This is a genomic window from Roseovarius dicentrarchi, assembly GCF_003316635.1.
GTDB lineage: Bacteria > Pseudomonadota > Alphaproteobacteria > Rhodobacterales > Rhodobacteraceae > Roseovarius > Roseovarius dicentrarchi.
On record NZ_QNQP01000008.1, the window covers coordinates 22855 to 39138 of the forward strand.

General features: G+C 64.4%; 16 protein-coding genes. 15 read left to right on the forward strand and 1 reads right to left on the reverse strand.

The features are described 5' to 3' along the window. The first annotated feature begins 3 nt into the window (after positions 1-3). The 13 genes from ruvB to DQ230_RS07615 all read left to right on the forward strand — a co-directional run bounded on the left by ruvB (position 4) and on the right by DQ230_RS07615 (position 12340). Entirely contained in the window at positions 4-1035 is a 1032-nt protein-coding gene (gene ruvB, locus DQ230_RS07555; protein WP_113911976.1) for a Holliday junction branch migration DNA helicase RuvB, read from the forward strand. A gap of 186 nt (positions 1036-1221) precedes the next feature. Further along, entirely contained in the window at positions 1222-1848 is a 627-nt protein-coding gene (locus tag DQ230_RS07560; protein ID WP_113911977.1) for a hypothetical protein, read from the forward strand. Positions 1849-1914: 66 nt separating this feature from the next. After that, on the forward strand, positions 1915-2304 hold the full coding sequence (gene ybgC, locus DQ230_RS07565) for a tol-pal system-associated acyl-CoA thioesterase (protein ID WP_113911978.1): 390 nt from the start codon (positions 1915-1917) through the stop codon (positions 2302-2304). 115 nt (positions 2305-2419) lie between these two features. Beyond that, entirely contained in the window at positions 2420-3115 is a 696-nt protein-coding gene (gene tolQ / locus DQ230_RS07570) for a protein TolQ (protein WP_113911979.1), read from the forward strand. 3 nt (positions 3116-3118) lie between these two features. Next, positions 3119-3589 (forward strand): protein TolR, encoded by a 471-nt coding sequence (tolR, locus tag DQ230_RS07575; RefSeq protein WP_113911980.1) that lies wholly within the window; start codon positions 3119-3121, stop codon positions 3587-3589. Positions 3590-3602: 13 nt separating this feature from the next. Then, complete coding sequence (locus DQ230_RS07580; RefSeq protein ID WP_113911981.1) at positions 3603-4778, forward strand: energy transducer TonB; 1176 nt, start codon at positions 3603-3605, stop codon at positions 4776-4778. Then, positions 4778-6112 (forward strand): Tol-Pal system beta propeller repeat protein TolB, encoded by a 1335-nt coding sequence (gene tolB / locus DQ230_RS07585; protein WP_113912092.1) that lies wholly within the window; start codon positions 4778-4780, stop codon positions 6110-6112. Before DQ230_RS07580 ends, tolB begins: the two co-directional genes overlap by 1 nt. A gap of 110 nt (positions 6113-6222) precedes the next feature. Continuing rightward, positions 6223-6747, forward strand: a complete 525-nt coding sequence (pal, locus tag DQ230_RS07590; protein ID WP_113912093.1) for a peptidoglycan-associated lipoprotein Pal — start codon at positions 6223-6225, stop codon at positions 6745-6747. 32 nt (positions 6748-6779) lie between these two features. After that, complete coding sequence (gene ybgF, locus DQ230_RS07595) at positions 6780-7625, forward strand: tol-pal system protein YbgF (RefSeq protein ID WP_113911982.1); 846 nt, start codon at positions 6780-6782, stop codon at positions 7623-7625. Beyond that, positions 7622-8866 (forward strand): tRNA lysidine(34) synthetase TilS, encoded by a 1245-nt coding sequence (gene tilS / locus DQ230_RS07600; RefSeq protein ID WP_238987455.1) that lies wholly within the window; start codon positions 7622-7624, stop codon positions 8864-8866. Before ybgF ends, tilS begins: the two co-directional genes overlap by 4 nt. Positions 8867-8943: 77 nt before the next feature. Then, on the forward strand, positions 8944-10860 hold the full coding sequence (gene ftsH, locus DQ230_RS07605; RefSeq protein WP_113911983.1) for an ATP-dependent zinc metalloprotease FtsH: 1917 nt from the start codon (positions 8944-8946) through the stop codon (positions 10858-10860). 80 nt (positions 10861-10940) lie between these two features. Next, positions 10941-11648, forward strand: coding sequence for a methyltransferase domain-containing protein (locus DQ230_RS07610; protein ID WP_113912095.1), 708 nt, complete (start codon positions 10941-10943; stop codon positions 11646-11648). 107 nt (positions 11649-11755) lie between these two features. Beyond that, the gene (locus DQ230_RS07615; RefSeq protein WP_113911984.1) at positions 11756-12340 is read left to right on the forward strand and encodes an MOSC domain-containing protein; all 585 of its coding nucleotides are present in this window, start codon (positions 11756-11758) and stop codon (positions 12338-12340) included. Here DQ230_RS07615 and DQ230_RS07620 read toward each other — a convergent pair. Then, positions 12337-13179, reverse strand: a complete 843-nt coding sequence (locus DQ230_RS07620; RefSeq protein ID WP_113911985.1) for a DMT family transporter — start codon at positions 13177-13179, stop codon at positions 12337-12339. The two genes, DQ230_RS07615 and DQ230_RS07620, sit on opposite strands and share 4 nt — an antisense overlap. 268 nt (positions 13180-13447) lie before the next feature. Between DQ230_RS07620 and DQ230_RS07625 the strand changes: the two genes are divergently transcribed. Beyond that, positions 13448-15817, forward strand: a complete 2370-nt coding sequence (locus DQ230_RS07625; protein ID WP_113911986.1) for a trimethylamine N-oxide demethylase — start codon at positions 13448-13450, stop codon at positions 15815-15817. Further along, positions 15814-16239 (forward strand): group II truncated hemoglobin, encoded by a 426-nt coding sequence (locus tag DQ230_RS07630; RefSeq protein ID WP_113911987.1) that lies wholly within the window; start codon positions 15814-15816, stop codon positions 16237-16239. Before DQ230_RS07625 ends, DQ230_RS07630 begins: the two co-directional genes overlap by 4 nt. Positions 16240-16284 lie beyond the last annotated feature (45 nt).

Here is a 16284-nt window from a genome sequence, read left to right on the forward strand (position 1 = left end):
GCGATGACCACCAGCCCGGACCCCACCCTGCGACCCGAAAAACTGGCCGAGGATGAGGGGCGCAGCCTGCGCCCGCAAGCCTTGAGCGAATTCATCGGACAGGCCGAGGCACGCGCAAATCTGCGCGTCTTCATCCAGTCGGCGCGCCAGCGCGGTCAGGCGATGGATCACACGCTGTTTCACGGGCCGCCCGGCCTGGGTAAGACCACTCTGGCGCAGATCATGGCGCGTGAGCTGGGTGTCGGGTTTCGCATGACATCCGGCCCGGTACTGGCCAAGGCCGGTGATCTGGCCGCAATCCTGACCAATCTGGAGCGTAACGACGTTCTGTTCATCGACGAGATTCACCGCCTGAACCCGGCGGTCGAAGAGGTGCTGTATCCCGCGCTTGAGGATTTCGAGCTGGACCTTGTCATCGGCGAAGGCCCCGCTGCGCGCACCGTGCGGATCGAGCTTGCCCCGTTCACCTTGGTTGGCGCCACCACGCGGCTGGGGCTGCTGACGACACCGCTGCGCGACCGGTTCGGCATCCCGACCCGGCTGCAATTCTACACGGTGGACGAATTGCACGAAATCGTCGTGCGAAACGCGGCGCTGCTGTCCATCCCCTGCGCAACCGATGGCGCCCGCGAAATTGCCCTGCGCGCGCGTGGCACACCGCGCATCGCCGGGCGTCTTCTGCGCCGCGTGGTCGATTTTGCACTGGTCGACGGCGACGGCACGATCACGCGCGCATTGGCCGATTCTGCTCTGACGCGGCTGGGCGTCGATCACCTGGGTCTGGACAGCGCTGACCGGCGCTACCTCACCCTGATCGCCGAGGCGTATCAGGGCGGTCCTGTCGGGATCGAAACCCTCAGCGCGGCCTTGTCTGAATCGCGCGATGCGCTGGAGGAGGTGATCGAGCCCTATCTGCTTCAGCAGGGCCTGATCCAACGCACGCCGCGCGGACGGATGCTGGCGCAGCGGGCGTGGACCCATTTGGGCATCGCGCCGCCAAAACCTGCGGGCCAGACTGATCTGTTCGACGGATGATGCATCTGGCGCGTGCGGGAAAATGAGTATTTGAACCAAGATGAAATTCCCGGCAGTGGCTTTTTCTTGGTGAAAATACCCATTATTCGGTTCAATCCATAAAGCGTCGCACGAGAGGCGCCCGGGCCGCGCACCGGGCCGCTCAGAATCGGGCGATGCGTTCGCGGCGCCATGCAGGAGATATCCATGAACCCTGACCAGATCGAACCATTATTCACCCGCAGCGACGGCACTTATTTATGCGCGCGCTGGGGGCGCCCCATCGCGCCGGTGGTTTTCGGTGTCGATGATGCGACCCTGCCCATCATAAAGGGCGCGATCGAGGCGGTGACAACGCTGGCAGGCCACGATACCGCCGAAACGGACCCCGAGCTGGGCGTTAATCTGATGGTGTTCTTCTTTCGCGATTGGGACGAGCTGCTGGATCTGCCGGACCTGGGCCGGATGATCCCGGATCTGGAGCCTTTGGTCGCGCGGTTGCAGGCCGCGGATGCCAATCAGTATCGCATTTTCCGGTTTGAAGCGGCCGGCGCGATCAAAGCGGCATTCGTGTTTTTGCGCATGGACGCGCATCTGGCGGCGGTTCCGGCCGAGACGCTGGCGCTGAGCCAGGCAGCGCAGACCATCCTTTCATGGTCGGACACCGCGTTTCAGGACCGCTCGCCCTTGGCGCTGGTACCGGGGCAGGACGCGGCAATGCTGCGGCCGGATATTTCCGACGTGATCCGGGCCGCTTATGACCCTGTCTTGCCCGATTGCGCGCAGGATGCGTCGCACGCGCTTCGGCTCTCTGCGCGGATAGGCCGCAACTGAGCGGGCCGGACGCGCGGGAAACGGCGGTGGTTGCCGCGCTTTCGTCTGCTGTCTAGGGTGCCGGGTATGAGCCATGTTTTCCCGATCCGCATCTATTATGAAGATACCGACATGGGCGGTATCGTCTATCACGCCAACTATCTTAAATTCATCGAGCGGGCGCGCAGCGACTGGGTGCGCGATCTCGGCATAGATCAGCGCGCGATGAAAGAGGAGGAGGGCGTGGTTTTCGCCGTCCGGCGCATTGAGGCGGATTATCTTCTGGCCGCGCGCTTTGATGACCGGCTTGAGGTGCGCACCGATGTGCAGTCCGTCACCGGCGCGCGGCTGGTGCTGCGCCAGCAGGTCAGCCGCGCGGGCGAGGCGGTATTTTCTGCTGCTGTCACCATCGTCTGCGTGACCGATACCGGCCATCCTGCCCGGCTTCCGGCAAATATCCGCCTGCTGCTGCACTGATAGCTCAATTTTGCGTGCGATCCAGCGATGGCGTTGGATTTTATCCAGTGATTAGGCTAGCGTCGCGCGAAACAGGGCCCACATGCAACCGGGCCGCATAAAAAAGAGCAGGCAGATGGAAGCAGAAACCCTCGCGCTGGCGCAGGATATAGACATGTCCATGTGGGGCATGTTTGCGCAGGCGACGTTCATCGTAAAATTGGTCATGCTGTTGCTGATTGGCGCGTCCTTCTGGGCGTGGTCGATCATCGTGCAGAAGCTGATCCTGTACCGCAAGGCGCGCAGGGAAGCGGAGGCGTTTGACCGGCAATTCTGGTCGGGCGAGCCGCTGGACGAGCTGTTCGAGCAGATCGGCACCGATCCGGCCGGCCAGTCGCAGCGCATCTTTGCGTCGGGCATGATGGAATGGCGCCGCAGCCACCGCACCGATGGCGGCATGATCGCCGGCGCGACCGCGCGCATCGATCGCAGCATGGACGTGGCCATCGCCAAGGAATCAGAGGCGTTGCAGTCCGGGCTGACGGTTCTGGCGACGGTGGGCAGCATCGCGCCCTTTGTCGGGCTGTTCGGCACCGTCTGGGGTATCATGCACGCGTTCATCGGCATTGCCGCGTCGCAAAATACCAGCCTCGCCGTTGTGGCCCCCGGCATTGCCGAGGCGCTGCTGGCCACCGCGCTGGGCCTTCTGGCCGCGATTCCGGCGGTTATCTTCTACAACAAGCTGAGCGCGGATTCAGACCGCATCGTCGCGGGTTACGAGGCGTTCGCCGATGAGTTTGCAACCATTCTCAGCCGCCAGTTGGACAGCTAGGCCATGGGTGCAGCGGTTCAAAACTCGGGCGGGGGCAAGCGGCGCAGGCGGGGGCGCAGCCGTGCGCGCCCGATGGCGGAAATCAACGTCACGCCGTTTGTCGATGTGATGCTGGTGCTGCTGATCATCTTCATGGTGGCCGCGCCTTTGATGACGGTCGGCATCCCGATCGAGCTGCCGAAAACGGCGGCCAATTCGCTGCCGGGCGAACAGGAAGAGCCGCTGACGATCACGCTGACGGCCGAGGGCATCGTCACGATCCAGACAACCGAAGTGGACCGTGCCGATCTGATCGGGCGCCTGCGCGCCATCGCGGCGGAACGGGACGGCGACCGTGTATTTTTGCGCGCCGACGGTGCGGTGCCGTATTCGGACGTGGTGCAGATCATGGGCGCGCTCAACAAGGGTGGGTTTGATAATATCGGTCTGGTGACGGATACGGGCGGCCCGTCGCTGGACGCGCCCGAAGGCTGAGGCGCGCGGCGCAGTGAACACGGGTCAAATCATATCGGGGGCAGGCCATATCGGCCTGATCGGCTGGCTGCTGTTTGGCGGCTGGTCCATGTCCGACCCCATGGATTTTCAGGTGACCGAGGTTACCGCCGTCAGCTATGAGGAATATGCCGCCATCGTGTCGGGCGCGGCCAATCCTGCCCCCGAGGCGGAAATCGCGCCGCCCGCCCCGGTGGAGCCCCAGGTGCCGCAGGATGCGCCGGATCTGGCTAGCGCACCTGATGCCGCACCCGAGGCGCCCGCGCCCGAAGCCGCGCCAGAGGCGGCGCCCGATCCCGCACCGCAGCCGCCCGCACCCCCCGCCGAGGCCGAGGTGTCGGATGCCCCGCCGGTGATGGAGCAGCCCGCGCAGGACATGGCGGCGCTGGTTCCCGACACGTTGCTGCGCCCGCAGCAGCGCCCCGCCGAACGTGTCGCGCCTGAACAGGTCGCCCCGCCCGAGCCGGATACAGCCGTCGACGACATCGTGCGCGAAGAGGCCGTGCCGGACGCCGACGCCGAAACCCCGCGCGAGGAGGCAGAGGCGACCGCGCCCGAGGCTGCCGCGACCGAAATCGTGACCGAGGCGCAGCAGGCCGCGCCGTCCAGGTCCGTTCGCCCGAAATCGCGTCCAAACCGCCCGGCCCGGGCGCCCGAGCCTGAAACCCAAACCGCCGAGGCGGCGCCGCAAACCGCACCCGATCCGGCGCCCGCGCCTGCGCCCGATCCGGCGCCCGCGCCTGCACCCGCACCCGCCGCCGACAGCGCCGGGATCGAGGATGCGCTGGCCGCCGCGCTGGGTGCCGCATCCGAGGCGCCGGCGCCCAGCACGGCGGCCCCCGCAGGCCCGCCGCTGACCTTTGGCGAAAAGGAAGGCATGCGGATTGCCGTGCAAAGCTGCTGGAACGTTGGATCGCTCAGCTCGGACGCGCTGGCCACCACGGTCACGGTGGCGTTCGAGATGTCCGAGGATGGAAAGCCGATCAACGGCACGATCCGCATGATCGCCTCCTCCGGCGGCACGTCGGGCGCGGCCAAGCAGGCGTTTGAGGCGGCGCAGCGGGCGATCATCCGCTGCGGCGGGCGCGGATTTGACCTGCCGGTTGAAAAATACGCGTCATGGCGCAATGTGGAACTGGTATTTAACCCCGAGAATATGAGGATCAAATGATGGCACGATTTCTGGCCCCGCGATTTCTGGCTGTTTTGGCCCTCTGCGCAAGCGCGGTTGCCGCCCCGGTCCAGGCGCAGAACGGCCCCTTGCGGCTGGAAATCACCGAGGGCGTGATTGAACCGCTGCCGTTTGCCGTGCCGGGTTTCGTGCCCGGCAGCGGCACCAGCGGGCAGGTGGCGCAGGACATCACGAACCTGATCGCCGCCGATCTCAGCGGCACCGGCCTTTTCCGCGAAATTCCCGCCAGCGCGCATATCAGCCGGGTCACCAGCTTTTCCAGCCCGGTGCAGTTCGCCGACTGGAAGGCCGTGAACGCGCAGGCATTGGTGACGGGCGCCGTCGATACGGACGCATCCGGGCGCCTGACGGTGCAGTTCCGCGTCTGGGACGTCTATTCGGGGCAGGAGCTGGGCACGGGTCAGCAATTTGCCGGCACCGAAGCGGGCTGGCGCCGGATCGCGCACAAGATCGCCGATCAGGTCTATAGCCGCATCACGGGCGAGGGCGCCTATTTTGACAGCCGCGTCGTGTTCGTCTCGGAAACCGGGCCAAAGGATCAGCGCGCCAAGCGTCTGGCGATCATGGATTATGACGGCGCCAATGTGTCCTATCTGACCGACAGCGCATCGCTGGTTCTGGCACCGCGGTTTTCCCCCACCGGCGACCGCATTTTGTACACCAGCTACGAAAGCGGATTTCCCCGTATCTACGTACTGGACGTGGCCAGCGTGAACCGCAGGTCGCTGCCGTCGCAGGACGGCACGATGAGCTTTGCACCACGGTTTGCGCCCAATGGGCAGACGGTGGTGTATTCGGTCGAATCGGGCGGCAATACCGACATCTACACGATGGATATCAATTCAGGCGCCAGCCAGCGCCTGACCAGCGCGCCGTCGATCGAAACCGCCCCCAGCTACAGCCCGGATGGCAGCCGGATCGTGTTCGAGTCGGACCGCACAGGCCGCAACCAGCTTTATGTAATGAGCGCAAGCGGCGGCGAGGCGCAGCGCATCTCGAACGGCGAGGGCAATTACGGCACGCCGGTCTGGTCGCCGCGCGGCGATCTGATCGCCTTCACCAAGCAAAGCAAAAGCCGCTTTCACATCGGCGTCATGCGCACCGATGGCAGCGAGGAACGGCTGCTGACCGCATCGTTCCTGGATGAGGGGCCAACATGGGCGCCCAATGGCCGCGTCATCATGTTTACCCGCGAAACCCAGGGCGCTTCGGGGCAGGCCGGCCTTTATTCGGTGGACATCACCGGGCGCAACCTGCGCGCTGTCACCACCGGCGGCGGCGCCAGCGATCCGTCGTGGTCGCCCCTGCAATAGATTTCCGCCGGGCGGCGCGCGGGGCGTTTCCCTTGCACCGCCCGGCATGATAGAACAGCGAAAACCACGCGCCACACGGCGCATAACATTATACCGAGCGAGGCATGACGATGACCTTCCTGAAGACAGTGACACTTCTCTGCGCCGGTCTGGCGCTGGCCGCCTGCACCAACCCCAACCGTTTCGGCGCCGATGACGCCGCCGGGCTGAATGGCGGCATGGGTGCCGGGATGGGCGCGGGCATGGATGGATCGGCCTCCGATCCCCGCTCGCCTGCGTATTTCCAGCAGACCGTTGGCGACCGCGTGCTGTTCGTGATCGACACCTACAACCTGACACCCGAAGGCCAGCGCACGCTGGACGGTCAGGCGCAATGGCTGATGACCAACCGCGATTATAACGCAGTCATCGAAGGTCACGCGGATGAGCAGGGCACGCGCGAATACAACCTTGCGCTGGGCGCACGCCGTGCCAACTCGGTCGAGGAATATCTGATCGGCAAGGGTGTTCCCGCCGGCCGTCTGCGCACCGTCAGCTATGGCAAGGAGCGCCCGATCGAGATTTGCAGCAACGAGGCGTGCTATTCCCAGAACCGCCGCGCCGTGACCATCATTTCGGCCGGCGCGAACAGCTGACGCGCTTCACATAAACTGACCGGAGATTGCCCATGCGCCGCCTTGCCACGCTGATCCTGACTGCAACGATTGCGTTCGCCACGCCTGCCCTTGCGCAGGATCGCGCGGCGACGCTGGCGGACATACGGCAGGAAATGTCCGTGCTGTATGTCGAGGTGCAAAAGCTGCGGCGCGAGCTGAGCACGACAGGCGCGGCAGGGCATCTGAACACCTCGGGGTCGGTCCTGGACCGCGTCGGCGCGATCGAGGGCGAATTGCAGCGCCTGACCGCGCGCACCGAAGAGATGCAGCAGCGCATCAACAGCATTGTCACCGACGGCACCAACCGCCTTGGCGATCTGGAATACCGCCTGGTCGAGCTGGAGGGCGGCGATACCACCGCATTGGGCGAGACGACGACGCTGGGCGGCGGCGACATGCCGCAATCGGGTGGCGGCGCCAGCGCGCCGGCCATTCAGCCGGCGGGCAGCAGCGCCGAGCCGTCCGAATCCCTGGCGGTGGGCGAGCTTGCGGATTTCGACGCCGCCGAGGCCGCATTTGCGGCGGGCGACACGGCGCTGGCGGCCGAGCAGTTTGCGACGTTCCTGCAAAACTACCCCGGCAGTCCGCTTGCCCCGCGCGCGCACCTGATGCGCGGGCAGGCCCTGGAAGCGGCAGGCGATACCAAGGCATCAGCGAAATCCTACCTTGATGCGTTTTCGGCGGACAAGTCAGGGCCGCAGGCGCCCGCGTCCCTGTTCCGGCTGGGCCGTGCGCTTGGCCGTCTGGGCCAGAACGATGCCGCCTGCCAGACATTGGCCGAGGTCGAAACCCGGTTTCCGGGCGATCCGTCCGGCGCCGAGGCGCGCGGCGAAATGCAGGCTATCGGCTGTCAGTGACGGCCCCGATTGCGGCCAGTCCCGCCGCGCGGATCGCGCAGCACTTTGAAAATGACGCCCGCCCGCTTGGCATCGCCGTGTCGGGCGGCAGCGATTCGCTGGCCCTGCTGCACCTGATGGCGGCGTGGGGCGGCGCGCCGCTGCGCTGCGTGACCGTCGACCACGGCTTGCGTCAGGCGTCGGCAGGTGAGGCGGCGCAGGTTGCGAAAATCTGTGCGGGTCTTGGCATCGCGCATGACACGCTGACATGGGACGGCTGGACCGGTCAGGGCAATCTGGCCGCCGAAGCGCGCCGCGCGCGCTATGCGCTGATGGCCAACTGGGCCGCGGCGCACGGGCTGGCGGGCGTTACGCTGGGGCATACGCAGGATGACGTCGCCGAAACGCTGTTGATGCGCCTCGCGCGCCGGGCCGGTGTCGACGGTCTGGCCGCCATGCCCGCGCGGCGCCCCGAAGGCGATATTACCCTGCACCGGCCCCTTCTGGCGGCCCGCCGCGCCGAGCTGCGCCGGTATCTGGCCGAACGCGGGGTCGGGTGGATTGACGACCCCAGCAACACCGACGGGCGGTACCGCCGCACGCAGGCGCGGATCGCGCTGGACGCGCTTGTGCCGGTGGGGGTGACGCCTGACGCGCTGGCCGACGTGGCGCAGCACTTGGGCAAGGCGCGCGCCACATTGGCCCATTACGCCGCCGCCGAGGCGCGGGCGCTGGTGACTGTTCAGCAAGGCGATCTGCTGATGCCAGCCGCAGGTTTTGCGGCGCTGCGCCCCGATATCGCGCGCCGCATCCTGTCGGCCGGGCTGCGCTGGATCAACGGCGCGCAGTATGGCGCGCGCGGCCCGGATCTGGACCGGCTGCTGGCGGCGCTGTCTGCCGGACGCGGTGGAACGCTGGCGGGCTGCCGCGTGACCACCGCATCCGGCGTGATCCGTCTGGCGCGTGAATTCGCCGCAGTGCGTCAGACCTCTGCCGCGCCTGATGCGCTGTGGGACGGGCGCTGGCGGCTGACCGGACCGCAGATGCCGGGCGCGCGCGTCTGCGCCCTGGGGCTGAAGGGGCGCATGGCCTGCCCTGACTGGCGCAAGGCGGGTTTGCCGCTGCACTCGATCGAGGCCTCGCCGGCCATCTGGCGGGGCGCCGATCTGATCGCGGCACCGCTGGCCGGATACCCGAACGGATGGACTGCACAGCTTTGCCGCACGCAGACTGATTTGCGGGCAATGCTATTATCGCATTGAAGATGGGTCCATGATCTCTATTTAAAGAGCAAGCCCCGCGTGCTATGCGCCGGGAGACGTAGATTGGGAGAATTTCCTTGGGCAACGCACGCAATATCGCCTTCTGGCTGGTCCTGTTCCTGCTGGTTTTGGCGCTGTTCAACCTTTTCAGTGGCTCGGGCGGCGCGTTGCAGAGCCAGTCGGTGAAATATTCCGAGTTCGTGGCAGCGGTTCAGGATGACGCTGTGACAAACGTGACGCTGGACGGCGAAAACGTGACCTTCCGCAAATCCGACGGCAAGGATTACAGCGCCATCAAGCCCAGCGACGCCGACATCACGCAGACCCTGATCGACAAGGGTATTCCCGTAACGGCCAAGGCGCAGCAGCAATCGGGCTTCCAGACCTTCCTGCTCAGCCTGCTGCCGTTCCTCCTGCTGATCGGCGTGTGGATCTATTTCATGAACCGCATGCAGGGCGGCGGAAAGGGCGGCGCGATGGGCTTTGGCAAATCCAAGGCCAAGATGCTGACCGAAAAATCGGGCCGCGTGACGTTCGATGACGTGGCGGGCATCGACGAGGCCAAGGAAGAGCTGGAAGAGATCGTTGAATTTTTGCGCAATCCGCAAAAGTTCAGCCGCCTTGGCGGACAGATCCCCAAGGGTGCGCTGCTGGTCGGCCCTCCGGGCACCGGTAAGACCCTGCTGGCGCGCGCGATTGCGGGCGAGGCGGGCGTGCCGTTTTTCACCATCTCAGGCTCTGACTTTGTTGAAATGTTCGTCGGCGTGGGGGCCTCCCGCGTGCGGGACATGTTCGAGCAGGCCAAGAAAAACGCGCCTTGCATCGTCTTCATCGACGAGATTGACGCGGTTGGCCGTCACCGCGGCGCCGGTCACGGCGGCGGCAATGACGAGCGCGAGCAGACGCTGAACCAGCTTCTGGTGGAAATGGACGGGTTTGAGGCCAATGAGGGCGTCATCATCGTCGCGGCGACCAACCGCAAGGATGTTCTGGACCCCGCGCTTCTGCGTCCCGGCCGGTTTGACCGTCAGGTGACCGTGCCGAACCCCGACATCAAAGGCCGCGAGAAGATCCTTGGCGTGCATGCGCGCAAGACGCCGCTTGGCCCTGATGTCGATTTGCGCATCATCGCGCGCGGCTCGCCCGGATTTTCCGGTGCGGATCTGGCGAACCTGGTGAACGAGGCCGCATTGATGGCCGCGCGTCTGGGCCGCCGATTTGTGACGATGGAAGATTTCGAGATGGCCAAGGACAAGGTCATGATGGGCGCTGAGCGGCGCAGCATGGTCCTGACCCAGGACCAGAAGGAAAAGACGGCCTATCACGAGGCGGGTCATGCCATCGTCGGTCTGGCGCTGCCGAAGTGCGATCCGGTCTACAAGGCCACGATCATCCCGCGCGGTGGCGCGCTGGGCATGGTTGTGTCCCTGCCGGAAATCGACCGGCTGAACTGGCACAGGTCGGAATGTGAGCAAAAGTTGGCGATGACAATGGCCGGCAAGGCGGCTGAGATTATCAAATACGGCGCGGATGACGTCTCCAACGGGCCGGCGGGCGACATTCAGCAGGCCAGCGGGCTGGCGCGCGCGATGGTGCTGCGCTGGGGCATGTCCGACAAGGTGGGCAATATCGACTATCAGGGCGCGCATGAGGGGTATTCGGGCCAAGGCGCCGGCAGTTTCTCCATCTCGGCCGCGACGAAGGAGCTGATCGAGTCCGAGGTCAAGCGCCTGATTGACGAGGCGTATGAGACTGCGCACCGCATCCTGACGGAGAAGAAAGAAGACTGGACCCGACTGGCCGGAGGGCTGCTGGAATATGAGACGCTCACCGGCGAGGAGATTCAGCGCGTCGCCCGAGGCGATTCGCCAAAGGCAGGCGACGATGAGGATGACAGCGACGCAGGCAGCGCGCCGTCCCTGACCGCCATTCCCAAGACCAAGCCCAAGACGCCGCGCGGCGACGGCGGGATGGAGCCGGAACCTACAGCGTGAGCGCCGCAGGCCACACGCCCGCATCGGATTGGAACCCGCGCGCCTACGCGCGGTTTCAGGACTTGCGGCTGCGCCCGGCGATGGATCTGCTGAATGCGGTGGATCAGATTGGCCCTGGCGATGTGATTGATCTGGGGTGCGGCGCGGGCCAGATGGGCGCCGCGTTATCCAAGGTGGCGATGGGGCGCGACGTGATCGGTGTGGATGCGTCGCCCGCGATGCTGGCAAAGGCGCGCGCCTCCAAGGGTTATGCCAGCGTGCAGCAGGCGGATATACGCGAATGGCACCCGCAACGGGCGCCGGGCCTGATTTTTTCCAACGCGGCGCTGCACTGGCTGGGCGATCACCGGCGCCTGATGCCGCGCATTGCGGATATGCTGCGCAAGGGGGGCACGCTTGCGGTGCAACTGCCCCATCAGAACAACGCGCCCTCGCACCGTGTCTGGCTGACCCTGGCCGAGGATCTGTTTCCCGGCCGTATCGACACCTGCGGGATGCCGGGGATCCTGACCCCGGTGGAATACGATACGCTGCTGACCCCAAAGGGCCGGTTTCGGATGTGGGAAACCGAGTATTACCAGCGCCTGAGCGCCGAGGCGGACAGCCACCCGGTGCGCCGCTATACCGAGGCCACATATGCGCGCCCCGTTCTGGATGCGCTGGACCCCGGCGAGCGGGCGACACTGATCGCGCGCTATGAGGAGGTGATGAGAACCGCCTATCCGCTGCGCCCGGACGGGTCGGTTCTGTTCCCCTTCCGCCGGCTGTTTTTTACTCTGACGGTTTGACCGCTGATCACAGTCCGGATCGCTGCAACGGTGTTTGACTTTGCCGCGCCGCTATCGTGATATGCGGGGTCAGCCCGTAGAGGCAAACTCAGCCCGGAGCGTTCCGAATGCCTGCCATCATCCCGACCGAACACACTGCCCGCATCACATGGCTGGGCTGCGTTGCGAACAGCGAGGCGGATTTGCGCTCGGTGCCGATGCAGGACGCGGCGCTGACATTTGCCGGCGTGCCGGGCGAATTTCACGGCGGCGAAACGCGCCCGTCATGCAGCCGCGTTGCCGCGCTGTATCAACGTGGCACGGTGATCGCAAATACGCGGCAAATCTCGATCGTATCCGCCGAAGAGCTGGCGCTTATTGCGCAGGCCATGGGGACGGACGCGCTGGACCCAAGCTGGCTTGGCGCGTCCATGGTTGTGGAAGGGATCGCTGATTTCAGCCACGTGCCGCCGTCCTCCCGGCTGCAAGCGCCGGACGGCGCCGCGATGGTGGTGGACATGCAGAACCGCCCCTGCCATTTGCCCGCTAAAGTGATCGACGCCGAACGCCCCGGCATGGGCCGCGCGTTCAAACAGGCGGCCGAGGGGCGGCGCGGTGTTACCGCCTGGGTTGAACGCGAGGGGCGCGTTGCCGTGGGCGATACGCTACGCCTGTTCATCCCCGATCAGCGCGGCTGGCAGCCCGGCCGTTAAAGCGCCAGATACCCGATAGCGGCGAAGGTGAGCAGCACACCCATCCACTGCCCCGCTGTCATGCGCTCGCGCAGGATTGCCCAGGCCAGAATGACGGTAATCATGCCGAATGTGGACGCCGCGACCGAGGCAAATTCAGGCCGCGCCATACCGGCAGCAGCGATGACAATCCCCAGCGCAACGCAATCCAGCACCCCCATCGCACCCAGCATCGGCAACGTTCCTCTGCTGGGCCAGCGCAGGCCGCCCGTGGCCAGCATCAGTGCAACCGCCACCAGCGAGGCGACCAGCCGCGTGACGAAAATCACCGGCATTTCGGCGCTGGCATCCGCCGCCGCCTGACCCAGCGCAAAGGTGGCGGCAAAAGACGCGCCGCCCAGCATCGCCCACAGGATGGCCGCGCGCTTGTTCCCGTGGCTTTCGCCGGCGCCGGTCAGAAGGCCCACGATGGCGACGCCTGAAATGACGGCGCCCACGGCAACCCACTGATCCCACGGCACCGGCTGCCCCGACAGCGCCGCCCAGCCGACCGACAGGATCGGATAAGCGCCGATGACCGGCGCGACCAGCCGCACTGGCCCAATCTCGAACGCGTGATACAGGCCGATATAGGCCAGAAAGAACGCAACGCCTGCGGCGGCGGCAAGCGCAACCGCGCCCAACGTCATCGTGTCCCATCCGCCCAAGGCAATGGCGGGCGGCACCAGAATCACCGTGCCGATGATCAATACCGATGTCAGGGCAGACAGGATCCCGCCGCGCTGCGATACATATCGGACACAAATATCATGCAAGCCCCAGCACAGCGCAGCGACAAGGCCGAAGACCAGTGAACTCATGAAAATGCCTCGGGCTGATGGCCTGCGAAGACCGTAGGCGGCTGTAACAAGGACGAAATCACATTACGCGGCGGCGCGTATTTTCCGGCATTGCTTGCACGAATGCAGCCTTTGAAAATCACGTAAAAGTACGCCGTGGTAAAATTGATTTGATACGCGTTCATAATTCGGCAGGCTCGCATTCTTTACCATTGCTTTTCAAGTTATTCTCTGAGTTAAATATTTATTCCAATGGTGCAAAGGATGCATCGCTGCGCGAGGTTTTGAGATGCTCGACGATATTTACGCCAGGGTCCAGCCCGGTCCGCCACGTCCCAGTAAAATCATCGAACCGAGGGTGTTTTCAATGCCTCCCGGTGTCGAACGATACGTGGTCGAAGGGGGCGGCGCGATCCTGATCCGCATTGAGGCGGGTGATCGGTTCACCATCTCGAACACCGAAGGCGGCCAGCCTTGCGAGGTAGTCGCAGCGGACGAGACGGGCCGCATTGACCCCGGCATGATCGGCGGCGCGCCCAACAGCGACGCGTCCGGCCTGAAATCGCTGCTGTCGGGCAGCGATCAGTCGCTGCGTGGGTTGCGGATGGGGCTGGAGGCCCGCAATCTGGACCTGTCCAAGGCCAAGGCGCATCGTTTCTGGGATGGCAACACGCCCGCCAAGGCCGAGCAGAGCTTTGCGGTGGAGCGTGACGGCGTGCTGATCGTCGCCGCACCCGGCGACGCGATGGATTTCGAGGCGCAGGATACATTGACGCCGCTGACGCTGATGGTGACGCGGGCGGTCATCAAACGTCATACCAAGTTCGAGCTGCCCGAGCCGCTGGCCGACCCGCTGCAAAGCATCCGCGTGCACAGCGCCACCGCCGAGGCGTATTTCGTCAAGGCGGGCGACTACATCCAGATCCAGGATGTAGATGGCCGTCAATGTACCGATTTCGAATGCTTTTCGGCGTCCAAGCTGGACAAGGGGATCGAGCATGCGCTGGACGTGACCACGACCCGCACGCTGATGCATCACTCCTATCCGATGCCGGGCCTTCATGCGAAATACTATGATCAGGAAATGCTGCCTCTGGTTGAGGTGATTCAGGATACCTGCGGGCGCCATGACGCGTTTGCGATGGCCTGCTCGGAGAAATATTATAACGACATCGGCTATCCGGGGCATGTAAACTGCTCGACCAATTTCAACAATGCGCTGGCCTCGTACAACGTGACCGGGCGCCCCGGCTGGATGGCGATCAACTTTTTCTTCAACACCAACATTGACGATCACGGGGTTCTTTACACGGACGAGCCTTGGTCGCGGCCCGGCGACTATGTGCTGCTGCGTGCGCTGACCGATATTGTCTGCGTCAGTTCGGCATGCCCGGATGATACCACTGCCGCCAACGGCTGGAACCCGACCGATATCCACATCCGCACCTATAGCGGAACCGAAAAATTCTCGCGGTCTATCGCATACCGCTCGACACCCAATGCAGAGGCGAAGATGACCAAAGAAACCGGATTCCACGATAACTTCGCCAAGCTGACGCGCAACTTCGTTGAGTATAACGGCTATTGGCTGCCCAACTGCTTTGCCGAGACGGGCCCGATCGAGGAATACTGGGCCTGCCGCCAGAAGGTTGCGATCATGGATCTCAGCCCGCTGCGCAAGTTCGAAATTACCGGGCCGGACGCGGAAAAGCTGTGCCAGTATGTATTCACGCGCAACATGAAGACGCTGGCCATTGGCGGCGTTGTCTATACCGCGATGTGCTATGAGCATGGCGGCATGATCGACGACGGCACCGTGTTCCGTCTGGGCCAGGACAATTTCCGCTGGATCGGCGGCACCGATTATGGCGGAGAGTGGATCCGCGAAATTGCGGAAAAGCTGGAGCTGAAGGTGCTGATCCGCTCGTCCACGGACCAGCTGCACAACGTCGCCGTGCAAGGCCCCAACAGCCGCGATCTGCTGCGCAAGCTGGTCTGGACCGCGCCGCATAACCCCGAGTTTGATCAGCTGGGCTGGTTCCGGTTCACGCCTGCACGCCTGCACAGCGAAACCGGCACTGCCTTCGTTGTATCGCGCACAGGCTATACCGGCGAGCTGGGCTATGAGGTGATGTGCCACCCCAAGGATTGCCACGAGATTTTCACCGCCATCTGGGAGGCCGGCCAGGAATTCGGGATCAAGCCGATGGGGCTGGAGGCGCTGGATATGGTGCGCATCGAGGCCGGGCTGATCTTTGCCGGGTATGATTTCAGCGATCAGACCGACCCGTTCGAGGCCGGCGTCGGCTTTACCGTGCCGCTGAAATCCAAGGAGGACGATTTCATCGGCCGCGATGCCCTGATCCGGCGCAAGGAAAACCCGGTGCGCAAGATGGTCGGACTGGAAATCGACAGCAAGGTGCAGGTGGGCCATGGCGATTGCATCCATATCGGCCGCGCCCAGATCGGGGAGGTGACCTCCTCGATGATCTCGCCGCTCTTGGGCAAGAATATCGCGCTGGCCCGCGTGGACGTCCATCATGCCGAGTTCGGAACCGAGGTAGAAGTCGGCAAGCTTGACGGACATCAAAAACGCCTGCCGGCAACCATAGTACCCTTTGCGGCATATGACCCCAAAAAGGAACGCCCCCGCTCATGACCCAGACAGTGCTTGATAAACTTGGTGGAGAAGACGCTCTGAAAGAGCTTGTCGAGCATTTCTATGATCTGGTTGAATCCACCCCCGAAGGCGCACAGATCGTGCGCCTTCACATGGATGGGCACGGTCTGGCCGCCACCCGCAAGCAGCAGTTCAATTTTCTCTGCGGTTTTTTCGGGGGGCGGCAGTACTACAAAGAACTTCACGGCCATATGAACGTGAAGCTGATCCACGAACATATTCCCATCATGCAAAAAGACGCAGAAGACTGGCTGCTGCTGATGGACCGGGCGCTGGATGATCTGGGCCATAGCGGGCCGCATGTTGACCGCCTGCGCGCCACGCTGCGCCGTGTGGCGCTGGTACTGGTCAATGATGGCGCGGTCGTCGGCGCCGACAGCAAGCGTCTGGCGCGTCTGTAAGGGCAGGGGCCGTTCTTGGATATGGCCCCTGCGGAATGTCTTGGG

What these genes read in the sequence shown, in the direction of transcription:
- DQ230_RS07560 (WP_113911977.1), top strand. Translation starts at nt 1,222, where the DNA reads ATGAACCCTGACCAGATCGAACCATTATTCACCCGCAGCGACGGCACT.
- DQ230_RS07615 (WP_113911984.1), top strand. Translation starts at nt 11,756, where the DNA reads ATGCCTGCCATCATCCCGACCGAACACACTGCCCGCATCACATGGCTG.
- DQ230_RS07625 (WP_113911986.1), top strand. Translation starts at nt 13,448, where the DNA reads ATGCTCGACGATATTTACGCCAGGGTCCAGCCCGGTCCGCCACGTCCC.
- DQ230_RS07630 (WP_113911987.1), top strand. Translation starts at nt 15,814, where the DNA reads ATGACCCAGACAGTGCTTGATAAACTTGGTGGAGAAGACGCTCTGAAA.
- DQ230_RS07620 (WP_113911985.1), bottom strand. Translation starts at nt 13,179, where the DNA reads ATGAGTTCACTGGTCTTCGGCCTTGTCGCTGCGCTGTGCTGGGGCTTG.
- ruvB (WP_113911976.1), top strand. Translation starts at nt 4, where the DNA reads ATGACCACCAGCCCGGACCCCACCCTGCGACCCGAAAAACTGGCCGAG.
- tolR (WP_113911980.1), top strand. Translation starts at nt 3,119, where the DNA reads ATGGGTGCAGCGGTTCAAAACTCGGGCGGGGGCAAGCGGCGCAGGCGG.
- pal (WP_113912093.1), top strand. Translation starts at nt 6,223, where the DNA reads ATGACCTTCCTGAAGACAGTGACACTTCTCTGCGCCGGTCTGGCGCTG.
- tolQ (WP_113911979.1), top strand. Translation starts at nt 2,420, where the DNA reads ATGGAAGCAGAAACCCTCGCGCTGGCGCAGGATATAGACATGTCCATG.
- DQ230_RS07610 (WP_113912095.1), top strand. Translation starts at nt 10,941, where the DNA reads ATGGATCTGCTGAATGCGGTGGATCAGATTGGCCCTGGCGATGTGATT.
- ybgC (WP_113911978.1), top strand. Translation starts at nt 1,915, where the DNA reads ATGAGCCATGTTTTCCCGATCCGCATCTATTATGAAGATACCGACATG.
- tolB (WP_113912092.1), top strand. Translation starts at nt 4,778, where the DNA reads ATGGCACGATTTCTGGCCCCGCGATTTCTGGCTGTTTTGGCCCTCTGC.
- ybgF (WP_113911982.1), top strand. Translation starts at nt 6,780, where the DNA reads ATGCGCCGCCTTGCCACGCTGATCCTGACTGCAACGATTGCGTTCGCC.